Below are 18,770 nucleotides of genomic sequence, written 5' to 3'. Positions count from 1 at the left end.
CGCTTCGCCGCGCCGCTGGCCGACCGCTTCTACGTGATGGAGCACGGCAGCATCGTCGAGCGCTTCGATGCCGGCGATCTGCAGGCAAAGATGCCGGTGCTGCATGAACTGCTCGGGGTCTGATCCCGGGATCTGACCGATACCCGGATCGTTGATTGCTGTTTGGCAGGAACGGGTGGCGCATCGCCGCCGCAAATCAGGAGACAAAGAGATGAAAAAGACTCGGCTCGCGGCCGCGATGGCGGCTATTGCCATGGGTGCGGTCTCGTTCGGCGCTGCCGCGCAGGTATCCGGCGACACCGTGAAGATCGGCTATATCACCGACATGTCGGGCCTGTACGCCGACATCGACGGCCCCGGCGGCCTGGAAGCCATCAAGATGGCGATCGAGGACCGCGGCGGCAAGGTGCTGGGCAAGCCCATCGAGATCGTTTCCGCCGATCACCAGAACAAGGCCGACATCGCCGCCTCCAAGGCGCGCGAATGGATGGACCAGCAGGGCCTGGACATGCTGCTGGGCGGCACCAACTCCGGCACCGCGCTGGCGATGAACAAGGTCGCTTCCGAGAAGAAGCGCGTCTACATCAACATCGGTGCCGGCACCGCGCGCCTGACCAACGAAGAGTGCTCGCCGTACACGGTGCACTATGCCTATGACACGGTGGCGCTGGCCAAGGGCACCGGCAGCGCGGTGGTCAAGCAGGGCGGCAAGTCGTGGTTCTTCCTGACCGCCGACTACGCCTTCGGGCACTCGCTGGAAAGCGACACTGCCGCGGTGGTGAAGGCCAGCGGCGGCACGGTGGCGGGGCAGGTACGGCATCCGCTGTCGGCGTCCGACTTCTCGTCGTTCCTGCTGCAGGCGCAGTCGTCGAAGGCGCAGATCCTGGGCCTGGCCAACGCCGGCGGCGACACCATCAATGCGATCAAGGCGGCCAAGGAATTCGGCATCACCAAGACGATGAAGATCGCTGGCCTGCTGATGTTCATCAATGACATCCACAGCCTGGGTCTGAAGAACACCGAAGGCCTGCTGATGACCGACAGCTGGTACTGGGACATGAACGACGACACCCGCAAGTTCGCCAACCGCTTCTTCGGCAAGATGAAGAAGATGCCGAGCAGCCTGCAGGCCGCGGACTATTCGGCCGCCAGCACCTACCTGAAGGCGGTGGAAGCAGCCAAGACCGATGATCCGGACAAGGTCATGGCCGAGCTGAAGAAGATGAAGATCAACGACTTCTACACCAAGGGCTATATCCGCCAGGACGGCCGTGGCATCCACGACATGTACCTGATGCAGGTGAAGACCGCGGCCGAGTCGAAGAAGCCGTGGGATTACCTGAAGGTGGTGGCGACCATCCCGGGCGACCAGGCATTCACGACGGTGGCCGAGTCGAAGTGCGCGATGTTGAAGAAGTAAGAGCCGTCGACACTGCGACGGTTTGCTCCCCTCTCCCGCGCGCGGGAGAGGGGCAGGGGAAGAGGGCCGGCGCTAGCAGGAGCGTGGCGCAACCAAACTTCCGGCAGCGGTCCTGAGGCCCGCACGCGCCGGTGTTGAAGTCGGCAGCCTCTTGCACGCCGGCCCTCTCCCCCAACCCCTCACCCGAAGCGGGAGAGGGGAGACACAACCAGCAACGGATGCCCATGGACATCTTCGGAATTCCCCTGCCTGCCATGCTTTCCCAGCTGTTGCTGGGGCTGGTGAACGGCGCCTTCTATGCGATGCTGAGCCTGGGCCTGGCGGTCATCTTCGGCCTGCTCAACGTCATCAACTTCGCGCACGGCGCGCTCTTCATGCTGGGTGCGGTGCTGGCCTGGATGGGCATGGAGTACGCCGGGCTCAACTACTGGATCATGCTGCTGCTGTCGCCGCTGGTGGTTGCCGCCATCGGGGTGGTGATCGAGAAGACCATGCTGCGCTGGATCTACAAGCTCGACCACATCTATGGCCTGCTGCTGACGCTGGGCATCACGCTGGTGATCGAAGGCATCTTCCGCTCGATCTACGGCGTGTCGGGCCTGCCGTACCAGACGCCTGACGCGCTGCAGGGTGCGACCGACCTCGGCTTCATGATCCTGCCGAACTACCGCGCCTGGGTCGTGGTGGCGTCGCTGGTGGTGTGCTTCGCGACCTGGTACGTGATCGAGAAGACCAAGCTGGGCGCCTACCTGCGCGCCGGCACCGAGAACCCAAAGATGGTCGAGGCCTTCGGCGTCAACGTGCCGCTGATGGTGACGCTGACCTACGGCTTCGGCGTGGCGCTGGCGGCGTTTGCCGGGGTGCTGGCCGCGCCGGTGATCCAGATCTCGCCGCTGATGGGCCAGAACCTGATCATCATCGTGTTCGCGGTGGTGGTGATTGGCGGCATGGGCTCGATCATGGGGTCGATCCTGACCGGCCTGGGGCTAGGCGTGGTCGAGGGCCTGACCAAGGTGTTCTATCCTGAAGCATCGTCGACCGTGGTGTTCTTCATCATGGTGATCGTGCTGCTGCTGCGCCCGGCCGGGCTGTTCGGGAAGGAGAAGTGATGAGCGCACCAACCACATCATCGACGCGGCCCGCAGTGGCTGCCAACGCGGGCCGGGCAGGAAAGGGACAGGGCGTGCAGAAGAAACTGTTGTACGGATTGCTGCTGCTGGGGCTGATCGCCGCGCCGCTGGCGGGTGCCTATCCGGTATTTGTGCTCAAGGTGCTGTGCTTTGCGCTGTTTGCCTGCGCGTTCAATCTGCTGATCGGCTATACCGGGCTGCTGTCGTTCGGCCATGCGGCCTTCTTCGGCGGTGCCGGCTACGCGGCCGGCCATGCCATGAAGGCCTGGGGCGTGACGCCCGAGATCGGGCTGATCCTGGGCACGGCCACCGGCGCGCTGATCGGCTACGTGGTCGGCTCGCTGGCGATCCGGCGCCAGGGCATCTACTTCTCGATGATCACGCTGGCGCTGGCGCAGATGCTGTTCTTTATCTGCCTGCAGGCGCCATTCACCGGCGGCGAGGACGGACTGCAGGGCATCCCGCGCGGCAAGCTGTTCGGCGTGCTGCCGCTGTCCAATGACCTGACGCTGTACTACGTGGCGCTGGTGATCATTGTCGCGGCCTTCGCGCTGATCGTGCGCACGGTGCATTCGCCGTTCGGCCAGATCCTGAAGGCGATCAAGGAGAACGAGCCGCGGGCTATCTCGCTGGGCTACGATGTCGACCGCTTCAAGCTGACCGCTTTCGTGCTCTCGGCGGCGCTGTCGGGGCTGGCCGGCTCGATCAAGGCGCTGGTGCTGGGCTTCGAGACTCTGACCGACGTGCACTGGTCGATGTCGGGCTCGGTGATCCTGATGACGCTGGTGGGCGGCCTGGGCACCTTGTCGGGCCCGATCGTCGGCGCCTTCGTGATCGTGGCGCTGGAAAACAAGCTGGGCGACATCGGCAGCTTCCTGGCCTCGGCCACCGGCCTGCAGTGGTTCAACACGCTGGGCGAGTCGGTGACGATGGTGACCGGCGTGATCTTCGTGATCTGCGTGCTGACCTTCCGCCGCGGCATCATGGGCGAGCTGCTGGCCCGGTTCGGCCGCAAGCACGAGTGATCGTGGGGCGACATGCCCGATTCTGGGGCTAGGGTTTTTTCTAGCTTGTCCTCTGTGCACCGCTTCGTTACATTCCATATACGGTTTTCGCAGGTTAAATGGAGGCGGAAGCGAGGAGACGACAGGCGCGCACCCGGTGTCGGGTAGCAGCGTTATAAAATAAAGGGCGTTGCCGGGTGATCCTCGGCAACGCTTTTTTCATTGGTGCTTCGCCCACGGCAGCGAGCACGCAATCCTTCACTGTGCCGTGTTCGCCTCATTGTGGGGCACCCATGCCGGATCGGCATCACCCCGGTCCCCGACGCATGCGACAATGCGGGCGCTTTCCGTTGCCCGCCATGCCCGACTATCCCCCTGATTCCCAAGATCCGCCGCTTCCGGACGGCTCGGGTCGTCCCGACGCAACGCCGCAACGGCCCATGCCGCAGCTGTGGGTACGCGCCGGCCAGAGTGCCGATGGCGCCATGCTGGAGGCCTGGCTGGCAGTCGTGCAGCCGTTGCCGGTGCCGGCGGCCAGGGCTCGGCGGCTGATGCTGGACGAGTTGCTGGCGCAGTCCGGGCGCGGGATCTGCCTTCTGGCCTATGGCGGCGCGCCGGACGATGTGCTGGCTTGCCTGCCGGTGGCGCTGGTGCCAAGCCTGGAACTGGCAGGCCTGGCCGCCCTGGCCACGGAATGGTGGGTACGCCCCGGCCTTGGTGCCGGTATGGCCCGCGCCTGCCTGGACGCCGGCTGCGACACGCTGGCCGACTGGGGGCGCGCCCATGGCATCCGCCATGCGCTGCTCGCCCCGGCACTGGCCGGCGCGCAGGGCGGCGCGCCGCCCGGTTTTGCCCCGCATGCCAGCGGCATGTGGATGCGCAATCTTGTGCCGGCGGCCAAGGTGCTCGGCTGAGCCGGCACTGACGCGCTCCGGCGCCCCGTTTTTTCCTCTCCCCGTTTTCCTTTCCCCGTTCCTGCAATGATGGAGTTCGCTTTCCTGGCGGTTGCCGCCTTTCTCGCCGGCATGATCGACGCGGTCGCCGGCGGCGGCGGCCTGGTCCAGATCCCGGCGCTGTTCTCCGCCTATCCCGGCATGGCGCCGGCAACGCTGCTGGGTACCAACAAGGTTGGCTCGATCGCCGGCACCGCCAACGCCGCGCTGCGCTACGGCCGCAGCGTGCGCATCTACTGGGGCGCGACCGCGCCGGCGGTGGTGGCGGCCTTTGTCTTCTCGATGGCCGGCGCGTGGGCGCTGACCATGATCCCGGCCGAGCCGATGCGCAAGGCGCTGCCATTCATCCTGGTGACGCTGCTGGTGTATACGCTGGCCAAGAAGGACCTCGGGACCGAGCATGCGCCGACGCTGAAAGGCGGCCGCGAACGGCTCGCGGCATTGCTCGCCGGCGCAGTGCTCGGCTTCTACGATGGCGTGTTCGGCCCCGGCACCGGCAGCTTCCTGATGATCGTGTTCGTGCGCGTGTTCGGCTATGACTTCCTGCATGCCGCGGCGTCGACCAAGCTGGTCAACCTCGCCACCAACCTGGCGGCGTTGCTGCTGCTCGCCAGCAAGGGCCATATCTGGTGGCAGCTGGGACTGGTGATGGCGGTGGCCAATGTTGCCGGCAGCCAGGTGGGCAGCCGGCTGGCGCTGCGGCATGGCAGCGCGTTCGTGCGCAAGGTGTTTATCGTGGTGGTGAGCGCGTTGATCCTGAAGACGGCATGGGATGCGTTTGCGCGCTGAGCAGCCGGGCGCTGACCTTGATGCGGGTTAATCCTGCTTTTCGCGTCAAGTCGCTGTGATAGACTCGATTCGCATTCCCGACCGCACGGTCGGTGAATGACAGAAGCGCCAATTCCGGGGGAATTCCGGGGAAAATGGGGCCGGTTCGCCAGGGCGAACGGGTTCTCGGCGTGGACGGGAAATGGGGAATGGTGTGTCATCGTTCCTGGCAGTAGCGCAGGTGCCGGCGATGTGCCTGCGTCAGACCCGAGGGGTCCGTAGAAAATGGGCATCCGCCGGTGGACGCCGGACGGATGCCTTTCCGTTTCAGGAACCGAAGGAGACAAGATGGATTTCAAGCGCGCCAGCCTGCTGGCAATCGCGGCGGCCTGCCTGGCTGCCGGCGCCGCCCAGGCACAGGTCAAGGTCGGGGTCACGGTGTCGGCGACGGGTCCGGCCGCATCGCTGGGTATTCCGGAGAAGAACACCTTCACGCTGATGCCCAAGGAAGTCGCGGGCAAGAAGATCGAGTACATCGTCCTGGACGACGCTTCGGACACCACCACCGCGGTCAAGAACACCCGCAAGCTGATCAGCGAAGACAAGGTTGACGTGGTGGTCGGTTCCACCGTGACGCCGAACTCGCTGGCCATGGTCGACGTGGTCGCCGAGAACGATACGCCGATGATCACCATGGCCGCCTCGGCCCGCATCATCGAGCCGATGGATGCCAAGCGCGCCTGGATCTTCAAGACGCCGCAGAATGACTCGCACATGGCTACCGCGATTGCCGAGCACATGGGCAACAACAACGTGAAGACCGTGGCTTTCATCGGCTTCGCGGATGCCTATGGCGACAGCTGGGCGCAGGAATTCGCCAAGGTGGCGGAGATGCGCAAGATCAAGGTGGTCGCCAACGAGCGCTTTGCCCGCACCGACACTTCGGTGACCGGGCAGGTGCTGAAGATGATGAGCGCCAACGCCGACGCGGTGCTGATCGCAGGCTCGGGTACGCCCGCGGCGCTGCCCGCCAAGACACTGAAGGAGCGCGGCTACAAGGGCAAGGTCTATCAGACTCACGGCGTTGCCAACGCGGACTTCCTGCGCGTGTGCGGCAAGGATTGCGAAGGCACGTTCCTGCCGGCCGGCCCGCTGCTGGTGGCTGAACAGTTGCCCGACAGCAACCCGGTGAAGAAGCCGGCCATGGCCTACAAGACCGCCTACGAGAAAGCCTTCGGCGGCCAGGTCTCGACCTTCGGCGGCCATGCCTGGGATGCGGGCCTGATCCTGCAGCACGCCATTCCCGAGGCACTCAAGAAGGGCCAGCCCGGCACCAAGGAATTCCGCAAGGCGCTGCGCGACGCCATGGAGCAGACCAGGAACCTGCCGGTGTCGCACGGCATCATGAACATGAGCACCACCGACCACCTCGGCTTCGACCAGCGCGCACGCGTGATGGTGCAGATCGTCGACGGCAAGTGGAAGCTGCTGAAATAAGCCGCTGCACTGAATTCCCGAGTGACAGTTGAGTAGGAGTGAAGCAGGGCGCATGGGTTATGCCATGCGCCCTTTTTTCTGCGGCACCGCCATACCTAGGGTTGCCGAGTATTTCCGCAATGGGCAACCCGTTTACCATTTCGTAAATCCCACCGCGCGCAGCACCCTGTCGGCCCCCTTCGAAGCAGGCAGGTATTTCAACGATACGGGGAGACAATGGACCTATCTATCGCCGCCATCCTGGCGCAGGACGGCATCACCTCGGGCGCGATCTACGCGCTGCTGGCACTGGCCCTGGTGCTGGTGTTCTCGGTGACGCGCGTCATCTTCATCCCGCAAGGGGAGTTCGTTGCCTACGGCGCGCTGACGCTGGCCGCGATGCAGGCCGGGCATGCGCCGCAGACCAGCTGGCTGCTGCTGGCCATGGGCGCGCTGACCTTCGTCTATGAAACCGTGACCGTGCTGCGCAGCGCCGAGCTGCGGCGCACGCTGGGCCAGCGGCTGGCGGTGCTGGCCGGCAAGTACCTGGTGTTCCCGCTCGCGGTGCACTGGGTGGTCCAGCAATACGGCGCGCAGCCGCTGCCGATGGTGGCGCAGATCGCGCTGACGCTGCTGGTCATCATCCCGCTCGGGCCGATGCTGTACCGCCTCGCCTACCAGCCGCTGGCCGAGGCCAGCACGCTGGTGCTGCTGATCGTATCGGTCGGCGTGCACTTTGCGCTGGTGGGGCTGGGGCTGGTGATGTTCGGCGCCGAGGGCTCGCGTACCACGGCGTTCTCTGATGCGCGTTTCGAAGTGGGCGCGCTCAGCGTCTCGGGCCAGAGCCTGTGGGTGGTGGGCGTGTCGGCGCTGCTGATCGGCGCGCTGTACTTCTACTTCGAGCGCACGCTGCAGGGCAAGGCGCTGCGCGCGACCGCGGTGAACCGGCTGGGGGCGCGCCTGGTCGGCATCGGCACCACGCAGGCGGGGCGGCTGTCGTTCACGCTGGCCGCATCGATGGGCGCGCTGTGCGGCGTCCTGATCGCGCCGCTGACCACGGTGTACTACGAGTCGGGCTTCCTGGTGGGCCTGAAGGGCTTTGTCGGCGCGATCGTCGGCGGGCTGGTGAGCTATCCGGTCGCAGCACTGGGTGCGCTGCTGGTGGGCCTGCTCGAATCCTATTCGTCCTTCTGGGCCAGCGCGTTCAAGGAGGTCATCGTCTTCACACTGATCATTCCGGTGCTGCTGTGGCGCTCGCTGACGAGCAAGCATGTCGAGGAGGAGGAATAAGCCATGACCATGCTGACCGACAAGCAAGCGGCGGCCGTGACCGGCGCCGAGGCCGGCAGCCGTGCGCGGTTGAACCGTAACCGGATTCTGGTGCTGGCCTTCATCGTCGTGCTGGCGCTGCTGCCGGTGCTGCCGACGCCTGAATTCTGGATCACGCTGGGCAACTACATCGGGCTGTACAGCATCGTCGCGATCGGGCTGGTGCTGCTGACCGGCGTGGGCGGCATGACATCGTTCGGACAGGCCGCGTTCGTGGGGCTGGGCGCGTACAGCACCGCCTACCTGACCACGCAGTTCGGGCTGTCGCCGTGGTTCGGGCTGCTGGTGGGCCTGGTGATCACGGTAGCCTCGGCCTATGTGATCGGGCTGATCACGATGCGCATGTCCGGCCACTACCTGCCACTGGCGACCATCGCGTGGGGCCTGTCGCTGTTCTTCCTGTTCGGCAACCTGGAGTTCCTGGGCAAGTACGACGGCATCAACGGCATCCCGGTGCTGTCGTTCTTCGGCATCGAGCTGCAGTCGGGCCGCTCGATGTTCTACCTGATCTGGGCAGTGGTGCTGCTGGCCGTGCTGGCGATGCAGAACCTGCTGAACTCGCGCCCGGGCCGCGCCATCCGCGCGCTCAAGGGCGGCGGGGTGATGGCCGAGGCGATGGGCGTCAATACCGCGTGGATGAAAGTGGTGATCTTCGTCGTGGCGGCGATCCTGGCGTGCGTGTCGGGCTTCCTCTACGCGCACCTGCAGCGCGCGGTGAACCCGACGCCGTTCGGCCTGAACTACGGCATCGAGTACCTGTTCATGGCGGTGGTCGGCGGCGTCGGCCACGTGTGGGGCGCAGTACTGGGTGCGGGCATCCTGACCATCCTGAAGGACGTGCTGCAGGGCGTGCTGCCCAAGCTGCTCGGCGCCAACGGCAACTTCGAGATCATCGTCTTCGGCGTGCTGCTGGTGCTCCTGCTGCAGTATGCGCGCGATGGCATCTGGCCGTTCCTGCGCCGGCTGTTTCCGTCGGGCCCCGCGGTGCTGGCGCCGGCGCAGGCCGAGGCGCTGGCGGTGCGGCGCAAGCCCGAGGCGGGCGAGCTGATCCTCGACGTGCGCGCCGCGCGCAAGGAGTTCGGCGGGCTGGTCGCGGTCAACGATGTCAGCTTCCAGGTGCGTGCGGGCGAAATCATCGGCCTGATCGGCCCGAACGGTGCCGGCAAGTCCACCACCTTCAACCTGGTGACGGGCGTGCTGCCGGTCACGCGTGGCGAGGTCCGCTATCGCGGCGAGGTGATCTCCGGCCTGCCGTCGCGCGAGATCGTCAAGCGCGGCATTGGCCGCACCTTTCAGCACGTGCACCTGCTGCCGACCATGACGGTGCTGGAGAACGTCGCCATCGGCGCGCACCTGCGGGGCGACTTCCGCGCGCAGGGCGGTGTCTCGGCAGCGATCCTGCGCATGAACAAGGTCGAGGAAGACAAGCTGCTGTTCGAAGCGAAGCGGCAACTGGAGCGCGTAGGCCTGGCCGACTGCATGTACATGGAAGCGGGCAGCCTGGCGCTGGGCCAGCAGCGCATCCTGGAGATCGCGCGCGCCCTGTGCTGCGACCCCGCGCTGCTGCTGCTCGACGAGCCGGCTGCGGGCCTGCGCTACAAGGAGAAGCAGGCGCTGGCCGACCTGCTGCGCAAGCTCAAGGGCGAGGGCATGAGCGTGTTGCTGGTCGAGCACGACATGGACTTCGTGATGAACCTGACCGACCGGCTGGTGGTGATGGAGTTTGGTACGCGCATCGCCGAGGGCGTGCCCGAGGAAGTGCAGAAGAACCCGGCGGTACTGGAAGCCTACCTGGGTGGCGTGGAATAGGTGTGGAGCAAGGACCCGACATGAGCCTGATACTTGAAGTGAAGGACCTCCACGTCCGCTACGGCAAGGTGGAAGCGGTGCACGGCGCCAACCTGAAGGTGGAAGCCGGAAAGATCGTGACGGTGATCGGCCCCAATGGCGCCGGCAAGTCGACCATGCTCAACGCGATCATGGGTGCGCTGCCGGTCAACGGCTCGGCGAGCGGATCGGTCAGCTACCTCGGTCACGACATGGCCGGTATCCCCGTGGAGGGCCGCGTCGCGCGCGGCATGTGCCTGGTGCCGGAGAAGCGCGAGCTGTTTGCGTCGATGACGGTCGAAGACAACCTGTTGCTGGGCGCGTTCCGCCGCAAGCGTGCCGGCGAGAAGAACTACCTGGACCAGATGGACGTGGTCTACGGCTTGTTCCCGCGCCTGCGCGAGCGTGCGCGCCAGGATGCCGGCACGCTGTCGGGCGGCGAGCGCCAGATGCTCGCGGTGGGCCGCGCGTTGATGGCCAAGCCGCAGCTGCTGATGCTGGACGAGCCCAGCCTCGGCCTGGCACCGCTGATCGTCAAGGAGATCTTCCATATCATCAGCAACCTGCGCCAGACCGGCGTGGCCACGCTGCTGATCGAGCAGAACGCCCGGGCGGCGCTGCAGGTGGCTGACTATGGCTATGTGATCGAGACCGGGGATATGTCGATGGAGGGGCCCGCAGACGAGTTGGCGGCGAACCCGAAGGTGATTGAAACCTATCTTGGGTTGGCAAAAAAGGCCGCTTAATCCATAAGGATGATAGCCGGACGAATGAGGGCTCGCCTAGGCGAGCCCTTTTTCATTTCTCGTGTGAATAACTTTGGGGATAAGTGGTTTCAGAGGCCTGTTTTTTGGTATCGGGAGGAGCGACGCAGGGTTGGGTACGCTTCGATTCGGTTGATGAATGAAAGGCTGCGAGAATCCTCTGTAGATATCGAGGCCAACGATGATGGCGCTAAAATTATGCTTTGAAGGAATATAGTGGCGCTATCATTTTGGTGTTTTATTTTTTGCGAGAATGTCCTTCGGTATCTTGGATAGCTTCTTGCTGCGCGGTCTCCAGCAACCAATCGCGAAAGCGGTTTAGCGCCGGATGATCGCGGCGCTCCCGCGGCGCGCACAAGAAATAGCCCCGTTGCAGCGAAATCGGCAAATCAAACGGCGCAAAAACACGTCCCGCTGCAATTTCATCTCTCACCAGGCATCGCTGCAACACCGCGACTCCCATGTCGGCGCGAACAGCCTGGATCAGGATCGACACCTGGTCGAACGCTGTGGATAACATCGGCGCAGCGTTGGGTACGCCGGCCGCTCGCAGCCAGTTTTGCCAGTTCGCCGGCGCTGACGTGTGATAGAGCAGGGGCTCCTGCAACAGCTCCGCCGGCGTCTGCCAGCGGCCGGCCTCGCGGCGAGCACGGGCGCGGTCCGGATGGCAGACCGGCACCATTTCACGCCCGATCACGTAGTCGGCCTGCAGGCCCGGCCACTTGCCCGCTTCACCCGCCAGGATGGCGGCATCGGGCGTGGCGCCCGAGAGATCCTCATCGCGCTGGTAGGGAACGAAGTCGAGGTGGATTTCCGGATGGCGCCGATGGAAGTCCGGCAGGCGCGGCACCAGCCATACGCTGGCCAGCGTCGGCACGACCGACAGCGTCAGGCGGTGGCGCCGGTCGCCGGCGAGCAGGGCAGCGCTGGCATTTTCGATTGCGGCCAGCGGCTCGGCCACGGCATCGAGCAGCTGCCGGCCGGCATCGGTCAGCACCAGCCGATGTGCATTGCGCTGGAGCAGCGGCTGGCCGAAGTGTTCCTCGAGCCGGGCGATTGCCCGGCTGATCGCGCCCTGGGTGACGCACAGTGTGTCCGCGGCACGGGTGAAGCTGCCAAGCTTTGCCGCGGCGGCAAAGGCGTGCAACTCGGACATCGACGGGGAACGCAGCCGCATGGCGCAGGGTACAGCGCAGGAGAGGGGGCAGAACCTGCGATGCCACAGTGTTTACCTGGGCGTGGGGCAGGATGATCTTTGGTAATGCAAACGTGCAATATAGTCGTTTGTGCGCAACCGGTAAACGCCTGACACTCGCTCGGTTCCTTCGCATAAAACAACAGGAGAAAGCCTCATGAACCGAGCCACGATGACGCGCCGCCAGCTGATGCTGTCGGGCGCCGCAGCCGCCGCCACGCTGATGTTTACCAGCAGCGCCTTCGCGCAGGCCAACTATCCGACCCGCCCGATCCGCTTGATCGTGCCGTTTGCCGCGGGCGGTTCGACCGACCTGTCGGCGCGCCTGGTGGCCGAATTCGCCGGCCGCGAGCTGGGCCAGTCCATCGTGGTCGAGAACAAGGGCGGCGCGGGCGGTTCGCTCGGCATGGAGCAGGTGGCCGGCTCGGCACCGGACGGCTACACCATCGGCATGGCCACGGTCAGCACGCACGGCTCCAACCCGGCTGTGTATCCGAGGCTGAAGTACGACCCGATCAAGGACTTCGCCCCGGTGACCAACGTGGTCGCCATCCCCAGCGTGTTCGCCGTACACCCGAGCGTACCGGCCAAGACCATGCAGGAGTTCATCGCGCTGGCCAAGGCCAATCCGGGCAAGTACAGCTTTGCCTCGCCGGGTGCGGGCTCGCTCGGCCACGTCAACATCGAGAACTTCATGATGCTGGCCAAGATCGACCTGCTGCACGTGCCGTACAAGGGCGCCGGCCTGGCGCTGAATGACGCTGTAGCAGGGCAGGTCAATGCCATCACCGATAACCTGTCGTCGACGCTGCCCCACGTGAAATCCGGCAAGTTGCGCGCGCTGGCGGTGCTGGGCGCGTCGCGTTCGGCACAGCTGCCGAACGTGCCGACGTATGCCGAGCTGGGCTTCAAGGACATGGGCGAGGGCGGCTGGTTCGGCATCGTCGCCCCGGCCGGCACGCCGCCGGCGATCGTCAACAAGCTGAACCAGGCTATCCACAAGGCCATGCAGAACCCCGAGTTCAAGCGCAAGGTGGAAGAGTCGGGCGGCACGCTGGTGCCGACCACGCCGGATCAGTTCAAGGCCCAGATCCAGCAAGCCATGGCGCGCTATGCCCGCGTGGCCAAGGCCGCCGAGATCAAGCTGGACTGAGGCATGGCTGAAGCGAATCATCAGGGCGCGCTGCCGCCGGTCATCGTGCGGCTGCCGGAAGGGAAGGCGCTGCCGCTGGTGTGCGACTCGCCGCATAGCGGCACCGTGTACCCGGCGGATTTCGGCGCGGCGATCCCTGCGGCGCGGCTGCGCGGCGGTGAAGACACGCACGTTGATGCGCTGTGGGCAGCGGTGCCGGCGGTCGGCGGCACGCTGCTGGCGGCTACGTTCCCGCGGGTCTATATCGACCCGAACCGGATGGCCGACGATATCGACCCGGATCAGCTGGACGGGGCGTGGCCCACGGCGCTGGCGCCGGGACCGAAGACCAGCCTGGGCTATGGCCTGGTCTGGAGCCGGATCGATGCGAGCACGCCGATCTACGATCGCCGGCTGTCCGTGGCGGAAGTGCAGGGGCGTCTGGACCGCTATTACCGCCCCTACCATGCGGCGCTTGCCGAGGCCGTGGAGGGCGCATACCGGCGCTTTGGCGCGGTCTGGCACCTGAACCTGCACTCGATGCCAAACAATGCCTATGAGCGCCTGAAGATCGACAGCCCGCACCCGCTGGCGGACTTTGTGCTGGGAGACCGGGACGGAACCACCTGCGAGCCGGGGCTGGTCGACCTGGTCGACCGGGAACTGCGCAACATGGGCTACACGGTTGCGCGCAATGACCCCTACAAGGGCGTGCAGCTGATCGCCCAGATCGGGCGGCCGGCCGAGCGGCGTAGCAGCCTGCAGATCGAGATCCGACGCCCGCTCTATATGGACGAGGCGACGCGGAAACGGAATGCCGGGTTCGATACCTTGCAGCGCGACCTTGGCAGGCTGGCGGAGCAGGTTGCAGCATATATCCGGGCCAGCCTCTGAGCAGCTTGTTCCACGTGAAACATTGGCCGGGCCTTGTGCCCGGCCTTTTTGTTTCACGTGGAACATCGTGGCACCCCAGGCGTCGCTTGCCGGCCACGCGCAGGTATCGTCCACATCATGTTTCACGTGAAACATGGTGTCGGTCGAAAAGCGGCCAGACGAATGCCGCTATAATTTCGCATTCCCGCATTTTCCCGCCAGCCTCCCGGAGGAGGTGTCTCATGCTTTACCCAAAAGAATTCGATGTCATCGTCGTCGGTGGTGGTCACGCCGGAACTGAAGCAGCACTCGCGGCCGCGCGCATGGGCTGCCAGACGCTGCTGCTGACCCACAACATCGAGACGCTGGGCCAGATGAGTTGCAATCCGTCCATCGGCGGCATCGGCAAGGGACACCTGGTCAAGGAAGTGGATGCGATGGGCGGCGCCATGGCGGCCGCCACGGACGAGTCCGGCATCCAGTTCCGCATTCTCAATTCCAGCAAGGGACCGGCGGTGCGCGCCACGCGCGCGCAGGCGGACCGTGTGCTGTATCGCAAGGCGATTCGTACTCGCCTGGAAAACCAGCCGAACCTGATGCTGTTCCAGCAGGCAGTGGATGACCTGATGGTCGAGGGCGATCGGGTCGTCGGCGCCATGACGCAGGTCGGCATCGCCTTCCGCGGGCGGGCCGTGGTGCTGACCGCCGGCACTTTCCTGGACGGCAAGATCCACGTCGGCCTGGACAACTACACTGGCGGGCGCGCCGGAGATCCGGCTGCCGTATCCCTGTCGGCGCGCCTGAAGGAACTGAAGCTGCCGCAGGGCCGGCTGAAGACCGGCACGCCGCCGCGCATCGACGGCCGCACCATCGACTTCTCGGTGATGGAAGAACAGCCTGGCGATCTGGATCCGGTGCCGGTGTTCTCCTTCCTGGGCCGTCCGGAGCTGCACCCGCAGCAACTGCCTTGCTGGATCACCCATACCAACAGCCGCACGCATGACGTCATCCGTGGCGGTCTCGACCGTTCGCCGATGTACACCGGCGTGATCGAAGGGGTGGGGCCGCGCTACTGTCCCAGCATCGAGGACAAGATCCATCGCTTTGCCAGCAAGGAAAGCCACCAGATCTTCCTGGAACCGGAAGGGCTGACCACCAATGAGTTCTACCCGAACGGGATCTCGACCAGCCTGCCGTTTGACGTGCAGCTGGAGCTGGTGCATTCGATCCGCGGCCTGGAGAACGCGCATATCCTGCGCCCTGGCTACGCCATCGAGTACGACTACTTTGATCCGCGCGGCCTGAAGTCATCCCTGGAGAGCAAGGCGATCCGCGGGCTGTTCTTTGCCGGCCAGATCAATGGCACCACCGGCTATGAAGAAGCCGCCGCGCAGGGCCTGCTGGCCGGCATCAATGCCGGTTGCTACGTGCGCGAGCGTGAAGCCTGGACGCCGCGTCGCGACCAGGCCTACCTGGGCGTACTGGTCGACGACCTGATCACGCGCGGTGTGACCGAGCCGTATCGCATGTTCACCAGCCGTGCCGAATTCCGACTGAGCCTGCGCGAGGACAACGCCGATATGCGGCTGACGGAAGTCGGCCGTGAGCTGGGTGTCGTTGACGATGCACGCTGGGATGCTTTCAACCGCAAACGCGACACTGTTTCACGTGAAACAGAGCGGCTGAAAAGCACATGGGTGAACCCGGCCATGCTGCCGCCGGAAGACGCCGTGCCGTTGCTGGGCAAGCCGATCGAACGCGAGTACAGCCTGGCCGACTTGCTGCGCCGGCCGGAAGTCCGCTATGAGTCGCTGATGGCGCTGCAGGGCGGCCGCCACGCGCCCGAAGCACCGCTCGACGCCGATGCCATGCTGGCCGACCAGATCCGTGAGCAGATCGAGATTGGTATCAAGTACCACGGCTATATCGCTCGCCAGGCTGCCGAGGTCGACAAGCTGGAAGCCAATGAATCGACCCGCCTGCCCGCGAATCTCGACTACACCGAGGTACGTGGGCTGGGCTTCGAGGTCAGCCAGAAGCTGAACCAGCACCGCCCGGAAACGCTGGGCCAGGCATCGCGCATCTCGGGCGTGACTCCGGCGGCGATCTCGCTGCTGCTGGTACACCTGAAGAAGAAGGGGCTCGGCCGAACGCGCGCCGATTCGGCTGCCGTTGGCGGCAACTCGGAAGAGGCGGCCTGAGTGGCGGGCGCTCGACACACCATGACAGACGACGCCACGCAGCGTCGTCGCCTCGAAGCCGGTCTCGCCGAGATCGGGCTGGTATTGGCACCGGTACAGATTGACAAGCTGTTCGACTACCTCGCGCTGCTGCGCAAATGGAACGGCGTCTATAACCTGACCGCGATCCGCCACCCCGATGAGATGCTTACGCATCACATGCTGGATTCGCTCGCGGCAGTGCCCGCGCTGGCCGCTGCCGCGCGTTCTGCAGAGATAGGTACGCCTGCGCGGGGCAGGGTGCTGGACGTCGGCTCGGGCGGCGGCATGCCCGGGCTGCCATTGGCGATTGCGTGTCCCGACGTGTCGGTGCTGATGGTCGACATCGTGCAGAAGAAGACCGCATTCCTGACGCAATGCCGCGCCCAACTCGGCCTGGTCAACGCCGCGGCGCACTGGGGCCCGGTGGAAAAACTGGACGATGCGGACGGCTTTGCCGTGATCACGTCACGTGCCTTTGCTGAACTGACCGACTTCGTGAACCTGTCGGGCCAGTTGCTCGCGCCGCACGGCAAGCTGATCGCCATGAAGGGTGTTTATCCACAGGCGGAGCTCGACCGGATGGAAGCCGCGGGACTGATGGCCAACTGGCAAGTCGACGAAGTACCGCGCCTCACTGTGCCGGGACTGGATGCCGAGCGCCACCTGGTGGTGCTGTCGCGGCGCGCAGGCGCGCACGCATGACCTACGCCGCGGCGCTGCAAGCAGTGCCGCGAACTGCCGGCCATGAGGCTGGCCGGATGAATTGAAGCAGGAGCCTCAGGAACATATGGCCAAGGTATTCGTGATTGCAAACCAGAAGGGCGGGGTGGGCAAGACCACCACGACGGTGAACCTCGCCGCCGGCCTGGCCGCGCAGGACCAGCGCGTGCTGCTGGTCGACCTGGATCCGCAGGGCAATGCCTCGATGGGTTCGGGCATCGACAAGCAGGCGCTGGAACACAGCGTGTACCAGGTGCTGGTTGGCCTGGCCAGCGTCCCGCAAGCGCGCCAGAAATCCGAGACCGGCAGGTACGACGTGCTGCCGGCCAACCGCGAGCTGGCCGGTGCCGAAGTCGAACTGGTCGAGCTCGATCACCGCGAGCGCCGGCTCAAGCAAGCCATCGACGCAGTCGACGACGAGTACGACTTCGTGCTGATTGACTGCCCGCCGTCGCTGTCGCTGCTGACGCTGAACGGGCTGTGCGCGGCGCATGGCGTGATCGTGCCGATGCAGTGCGAATACTTCGCGCTCGAAGGGCTGTCCGACCTCGTCAACACCATCAAGCAGGTGCACGCCAACCTGAACCGCGAGCTCAAGGTGATCGGCCTGCTGCGCGTGATGTTCGACCCGCGCGTCACGCTGCAGCAGCAGGTGTCGGCACAGCTCGAATCGCACTTCGGTGACAAGGTGTTCAAGACCCTGATCCCGCGCAACGTGCGCCTGGCCGAGGCACCGTCCTATGGCATGCCGGGCGTGGCATTCGATCCGTCATCCAAGGGCGCCAAGGCGTACCTGGACTTTGGCGCCGAGATGATCGCGCGCGTCAGGCAGCTGGGCTGAAGCTCGAGGAGGCATCGACCATGAGTACCGCAAAGACGCCGGCAAAGAAGAAGGGCCTGGGCCGGGGCCTGGAAGCATTGCTGGGCGGTCCCGCCGAGATCGTCGAGACAGCGAAGCAGGAGGGCGCGCCCAGCGTGTTGCACGTGGACCAGTTACAGCCCGGCAAGTACCAGCCGCGTACACGCATGGATGAAGGCGCGCTGCAGGAGCTCGCCGCCAGCATCCGCGCGCAGGGCCTGATGCAGCCGATCCTGGTGCGGCGCGTGGCCGAGCCGGATCGCTACGAGATCATTGCGGGCGAACGCCGTTACCGCGCGTCGAAGCTCGCGGGCCTGGACCAGGTGCCGGTGCTGGTCAAGGACGTGGCCGACGAAGCCGCGGCCGCGATGGCGCTGATCGAGAATATCCAGCGTGAAGACCTGAACCCGCTGGAAGAAGCGCAGGGCATCATGCGCCTGATCCGCGAATTCAAGTTTACGCACGAGCAGGCCGCCGAGTCGGTGGGCCGCTCTCGCAGCGCCGTGTCCAACCTGCTGCGCCTGCTGAACCTGGCGGCGCCGGTGCAGACCATGCTGATGGCGGGCGATCTTGACATGGGTCACGCGCGCGCGCTGCTTGCTGTCGACGGCGCCAATCAGATCACGCTGGCGAACCAGATCGTCAACAAGCGGCTGTCGGTGCGCGAGACTGAAAAGCTGGTGGCGTCCACGCTCAAGCCGTTCGACCTGAGGTCGCTCAAGCAGAAGGGCGTGAACAATATCCGCGACGTGGCGCGGCTGGAGGAAGAGCTGTCGGATGCGCTGGGGCTCTCGGTGCAGATCAAGGTGGGTGCGCGCGGCAAGGGCCAGCTCACCATCCACTTCAGCGACAACGATGCGCTCGATGGGGTGCTCGCGCGGCTGCGCGAATCGCGCGAAGGGCAGCAGGCAGCCTGAAATAGCGGGCGATAACCGGCCATTGCGAGGGTAACTGTTGCATCGAAGCAGCAGTGGCCGGTGCGATTATCGGTATACGTGAGGCGTACCCGCTAATCCACCATCATGCGCAGGGTCCGCTGCGCAATCCAATTACGTCAAACGTCATTGCGACGCAATTTTTGTGAAGCCATCATGCAAT

16 protein-coding genes and 1 pseudogene are annotated in these 18,770 nt (G+C 65.2%); 16 read left to right on the top strand and 1 reads right to left on the bottom strand.

Features of this window, described 5'->3' with window-relative positions; translation table 11 throughout:
• The 10 genes and pseudogenes from IPF36_RS34485 to IPF36_RS02120 all read left to right on the top strand — a co-directional run.
• Nucleotides 1-123: pseudogene (locus IPF36_RS34485) on the top strand (ABC transporter ATP-binding protein); the annotation flags it as partial.
• A gap of 88 nt (nt 124-211) precedes the next feature.
• Nucleotides 212-1,420, top strand: coding sequence for an ABC transporter substrate-binding protein (locus IPF36_RS02160; RefSeq protein ID WP_029046505.1), 1,209 nt, complete (start codon nt 212-214; stop codon nt 1,418-1,420).
• A 224-nt stretch (nt 1,421-1,644) separates the two neighbouring features.
• A complete protein-coding gene (locus tag IPF36_RS02155; protein WP_133097865.1) occupies nt 1,645-2,529 on the top strand; it encodes a branched-chain amino acid ABC transporter permease in 885 nt (294 codons plus the stop codon).
• Entirely contained in the window at nt 2,529-3,575 is a 1,047-nt protein-coding gene (locus IPF36_RS02150; protein WP_240745909.1) for a branched-chain amino acid ABC transporter permease, read from the top strand. Before IPF36_RS02155 ends, IPF36_RS02150 begins: the two co-directional genes overlap by 1 nt.
• Nucleotides 3,576-3,994: 419 nt before the next feature.
• Nucleotides 3,995-4,468, top strand: coding sequence for a hypothetical protein (locus IPF36_RS02145; RefSeq protein WP_133097864.1), 474 nt, complete (start codon nt 3,995-3,997; stop codon nt 4,466-4,468).
• A 69-nt stretch (nt 4,469-4,537) separates the two neighbouring features.
• Nucleotides 4,538-5,296, top strand: a complete 759-nt coding sequence (locus tag IPF36_RS02140) for a TSUP family transporter (protein WP_133097873.1) — start codon at nt 4,538-4,540, stop codon at nt 5,294-5,296.
• A 327-nt stretch (nt 5,297-5,623) separates the two neighbouring features.
• On the top strand, nt 5,624-6,772 hold the full coding sequence (locus tag IPF36_RS02135; protein WP_029046510.1) for an ABC transporter substrate-binding protein: 1,149 nt from the start codon (nt 5,624-5,626) through the stop codon (nt 6,770-6,772).
• Between the two features lie 216 nt (nt 6,773-6,988).
• Nucleotides 6,989-8,041 (top strand): branched-chain amino acid ABC transporter permease, encoded by a 1,053-nt coding sequence (locus IPF36_RS02130; RefSeq protein ID WP_195427208.1) that lies wholly within the window; start codon nt 6,989-6,991, stop codon nt 8,039-8,041.
• A gap of 3 nt (nt 8,042-8,044) precedes the next feature.
• The gene (locus IPF36_RS02125; RefSeq protein WP_133097862.1) at nt 8,045-9,889 is read left to right on the top strand and encodes an ATP-binding cassette domain-containing protein; all 1,845 of its coding nucleotides are present in this window, start codon (nt 8,045-8,047) and stop codon (nt 9,887-9,889) included.
• A 20-nt stretch (nt 9,890-9,909) separates the two neighbouring features.
• On the top strand, nt 9,910-10,653 hold the full coding sequence (locus tag IPF36_RS02120) for an ABC transporter ATP-binding protein (protein ID WP_195427207.1): 744 nt from the start codon (nt 9,910-9,912) through the stop codon (nt 10,651-10,653).
• A gap of 256 nt (nt 10,654-10,909) precedes the next feature.
• Here the strand turns inward: IPF36_RS02120 and IPF36_RS02115 are convergent, their stop codons facing one another.
• A complete protein-coding gene (locus tag IPF36_RS02115) occupies nt 10,910-11,848 on the bottom strand; it encodes a LysR substrate-binding domain-containing protein (protein WP_135706144.1) in 939 nt (312 codons plus the stop codon).
• 175 nt (nt 11,849-12,023) lie between these two features.
• On the opposite strand from IPF36_RS02115, the gene IPF36_RS02110 reads away from it, so the two are divergent.
• From IPF36_RS02110 to IPF36_RS02085, 6 genes are all read left to right on the top strand, one after another.
• On the top strand, nt 12,024-13,019 hold the full coding sequence (locus IPF36_RS02110; protein ID WP_133097859.1) for a tripartite tricarboxylate transporter substrate binding protein: 996 nt from the start codon (nt 12,024-12,026) through the stop codon (nt 13,017-13,019).
• Nucleotides 13,020-13,022: 3 nt separating this feature from the next.
• On the top strand, nt 13,023-13,892 hold the full coding sequence (locus IPF36_RS02105; protein ID WP_133097858.1) for an N-formylglutamate amidohydrolase: 870 nt from the start codon (nt 13,023-13,025) through the stop codon (nt 13,890-13,892).
• A 221-nt stretch (nt 13,893-14,113) separates the two neighbouring features.
• On the top strand, nt 14,114-16,072 hold the full coding sequence (mnmG, locus tag IPF36_RS02100; protein ID WP_195427206.1) for a tRNA uridine-5-carboxymethylaminomethyl(34) synthesis enzyme MnmG: 1,959 nt from the start codon (nt 14,114-14,116) through the stop codon (nt 16,070-16,072).
• 21 nt (nt 16,073-16,093) lie between these two features.
• Nucleotides 16,094-16,795: a 16S rRNA (guanine(527)-N(7))-methyltransferase RsmG gene (gene rsmG / locus IPF36_RS02095; RefSeq protein ID WP_195427205.1), complete on the top strand. Its 702-nt coding sequence runs from the start codon at nt 16,094-16,096 to the stop codon at nt 16,793-16,795.
• An 85-nt stretch (nt 16,796-16,880) separates the two neighbouring features.
• The gene (locus tag IPF36_RS02090) at nt 16,881-17,654 is read left to right on the top strand and encodes a ParA family protein (protein ID WP_133097855.1); all 774 of its coding nucleotides are present in this window, start codon (nt 16,881-16,883) and stop codon (nt 17,652-17,654) included.
• Nucleotides 17,655-17,674: 20 nt separating this feature from the next.
• Nucleotides 17,675-18,589: a ParB/RepB/Spo0J family partition protein gene (locus IPF36_RS02085; RefSeq protein ID WP_133097854.1), complete on the top strand. Its 915-nt coding sequence runs from the start codon at nt 17,675-17,677 to the stop codon at nt 18,587-18,589.
• Nucleotides 18,590-18,770 lie beyond the last annotated feature (181 nt).

The organism is Cupriavidus sp. IK-TO18 (assembly GCF_015549295.1).
GTDB classification, from domain to species: domain Bacteria; phylum Pseudomonadota; class Gammaproteobacteria; order Burkholderiales; family Burkholderiaceae; genus Cupriavidus; species Cupriavidus oxalaticus_A.
This window is presented reverse-complemented; position numbering and strand designations above follow the sequence as displayed.

Coding starts and splice junctions, on each gene's coding strand:
- IPF36_RS02160 (WP_029046505.1), top strand. CDS start 212: ATGAAAAAGACTCGGCTCGCGGCCGCGATGGCGGCTATTGCCATGGGT.
- IPF36_RS02155 (WP_133097865.1), top strand. CDS start 1,645: ATGGACATCTTCGGAATTCCCCTGCCTGCCATGCTTTCCCAGCTGTTG.
- IPF36_RS02150 (WP_240745909.1), top strand. CDS start 2,529: ATGAGCGCACCAACCACATCATCGACGCGGCCCGCAGTGGCTGCCAAC.
- IPF36_RS02145 (WP_133097864.1), top strand. CDS start 3,995: ATGCCGCAGCTGTGGGTACGCGCCGGCCAGAGTGCCGATGGCGCCATG.
- IPF36_RS02140 (WP_133097873.1), top strand. CDS start 4,538: ATGGAGTTCGCTTTCCTGGCGGTTGCCGCCTTTCTCGCCGGCATGATC.
- IPF36_RS02135 (WP_029046510.1), top strand. CDS start 5,624: ATGGATTTCAAGCGCGCCAGCCTGCTGGCAATCGCGGCGGCCTGCCTG.
- IPF36_RS02130 (WP_195427208.1), top strand. CDS start 6,989: ATGGACCTATCTATCGCCGCCATCCTGGCGCAGGACGGCATCACCTCG.
- IPF36_RS02125 (WP_133097862.1), top strand. CDS start 8,045: ATGACCATGCTGACCGACAAGCAAGCGGCGGCCGTGACCGGCGCCGAG.
- IPF36_RS02120 (WP_195427207.1), top strand. CDS start 9,910: ATGAGCCTGATACTTGAAGTGAAGGACCTCCACGTCCGCTACGGCAAG.
- IPF36_RS02115 (WP_135706144.1), bottom strand. CDS start 11,848: ATGCGGCTGCGTTCCCCGTCGATGTCCGAGTTGCACGCCTTTGCCGCC.
- IPF36_RS02110 (WP_133097859.1), top strand. CDS start 12,024: ATGAACCGAGCCACGATGACGCGCCGCCAGCTGATGCTGTCGGGCGCC.
- IPF36_RS02105 (WP_133097858.1), top strand. CDS start 13,023: ATGGCTGAAGCGAATCATCAGGGCGCGCTGCCGCCGGTCATCGTGCGG.
- mnmG (WP_195427206.1), top strand. CDS start 14,114: ATGCTTTACCCAAAAGAATTCGATGTCATCGTCGTCGGTGGTGGTCAC.
- rsmG (WP_195427205.1), top strand. CDS start 16,094: ATGACAGACGACGCCACGCAGCGTCGTCGCCTCGAAGCCGGTCTCGCC.
- IPF36_RS02090 (WP_133097855.1), top strand. CDS start 16,881: ATGGCCAAGGTATTCGTGATTGCAAACCAGAAGGGCGGGGTGGGCAAG.
- IPF36_RS02085 (WP_133097854.1), top strand. CDS start 17,675: ATGAGTACCGCAAAGACGCCGGCAAAGAAGAAGGGCCTGGGCCGGGGC.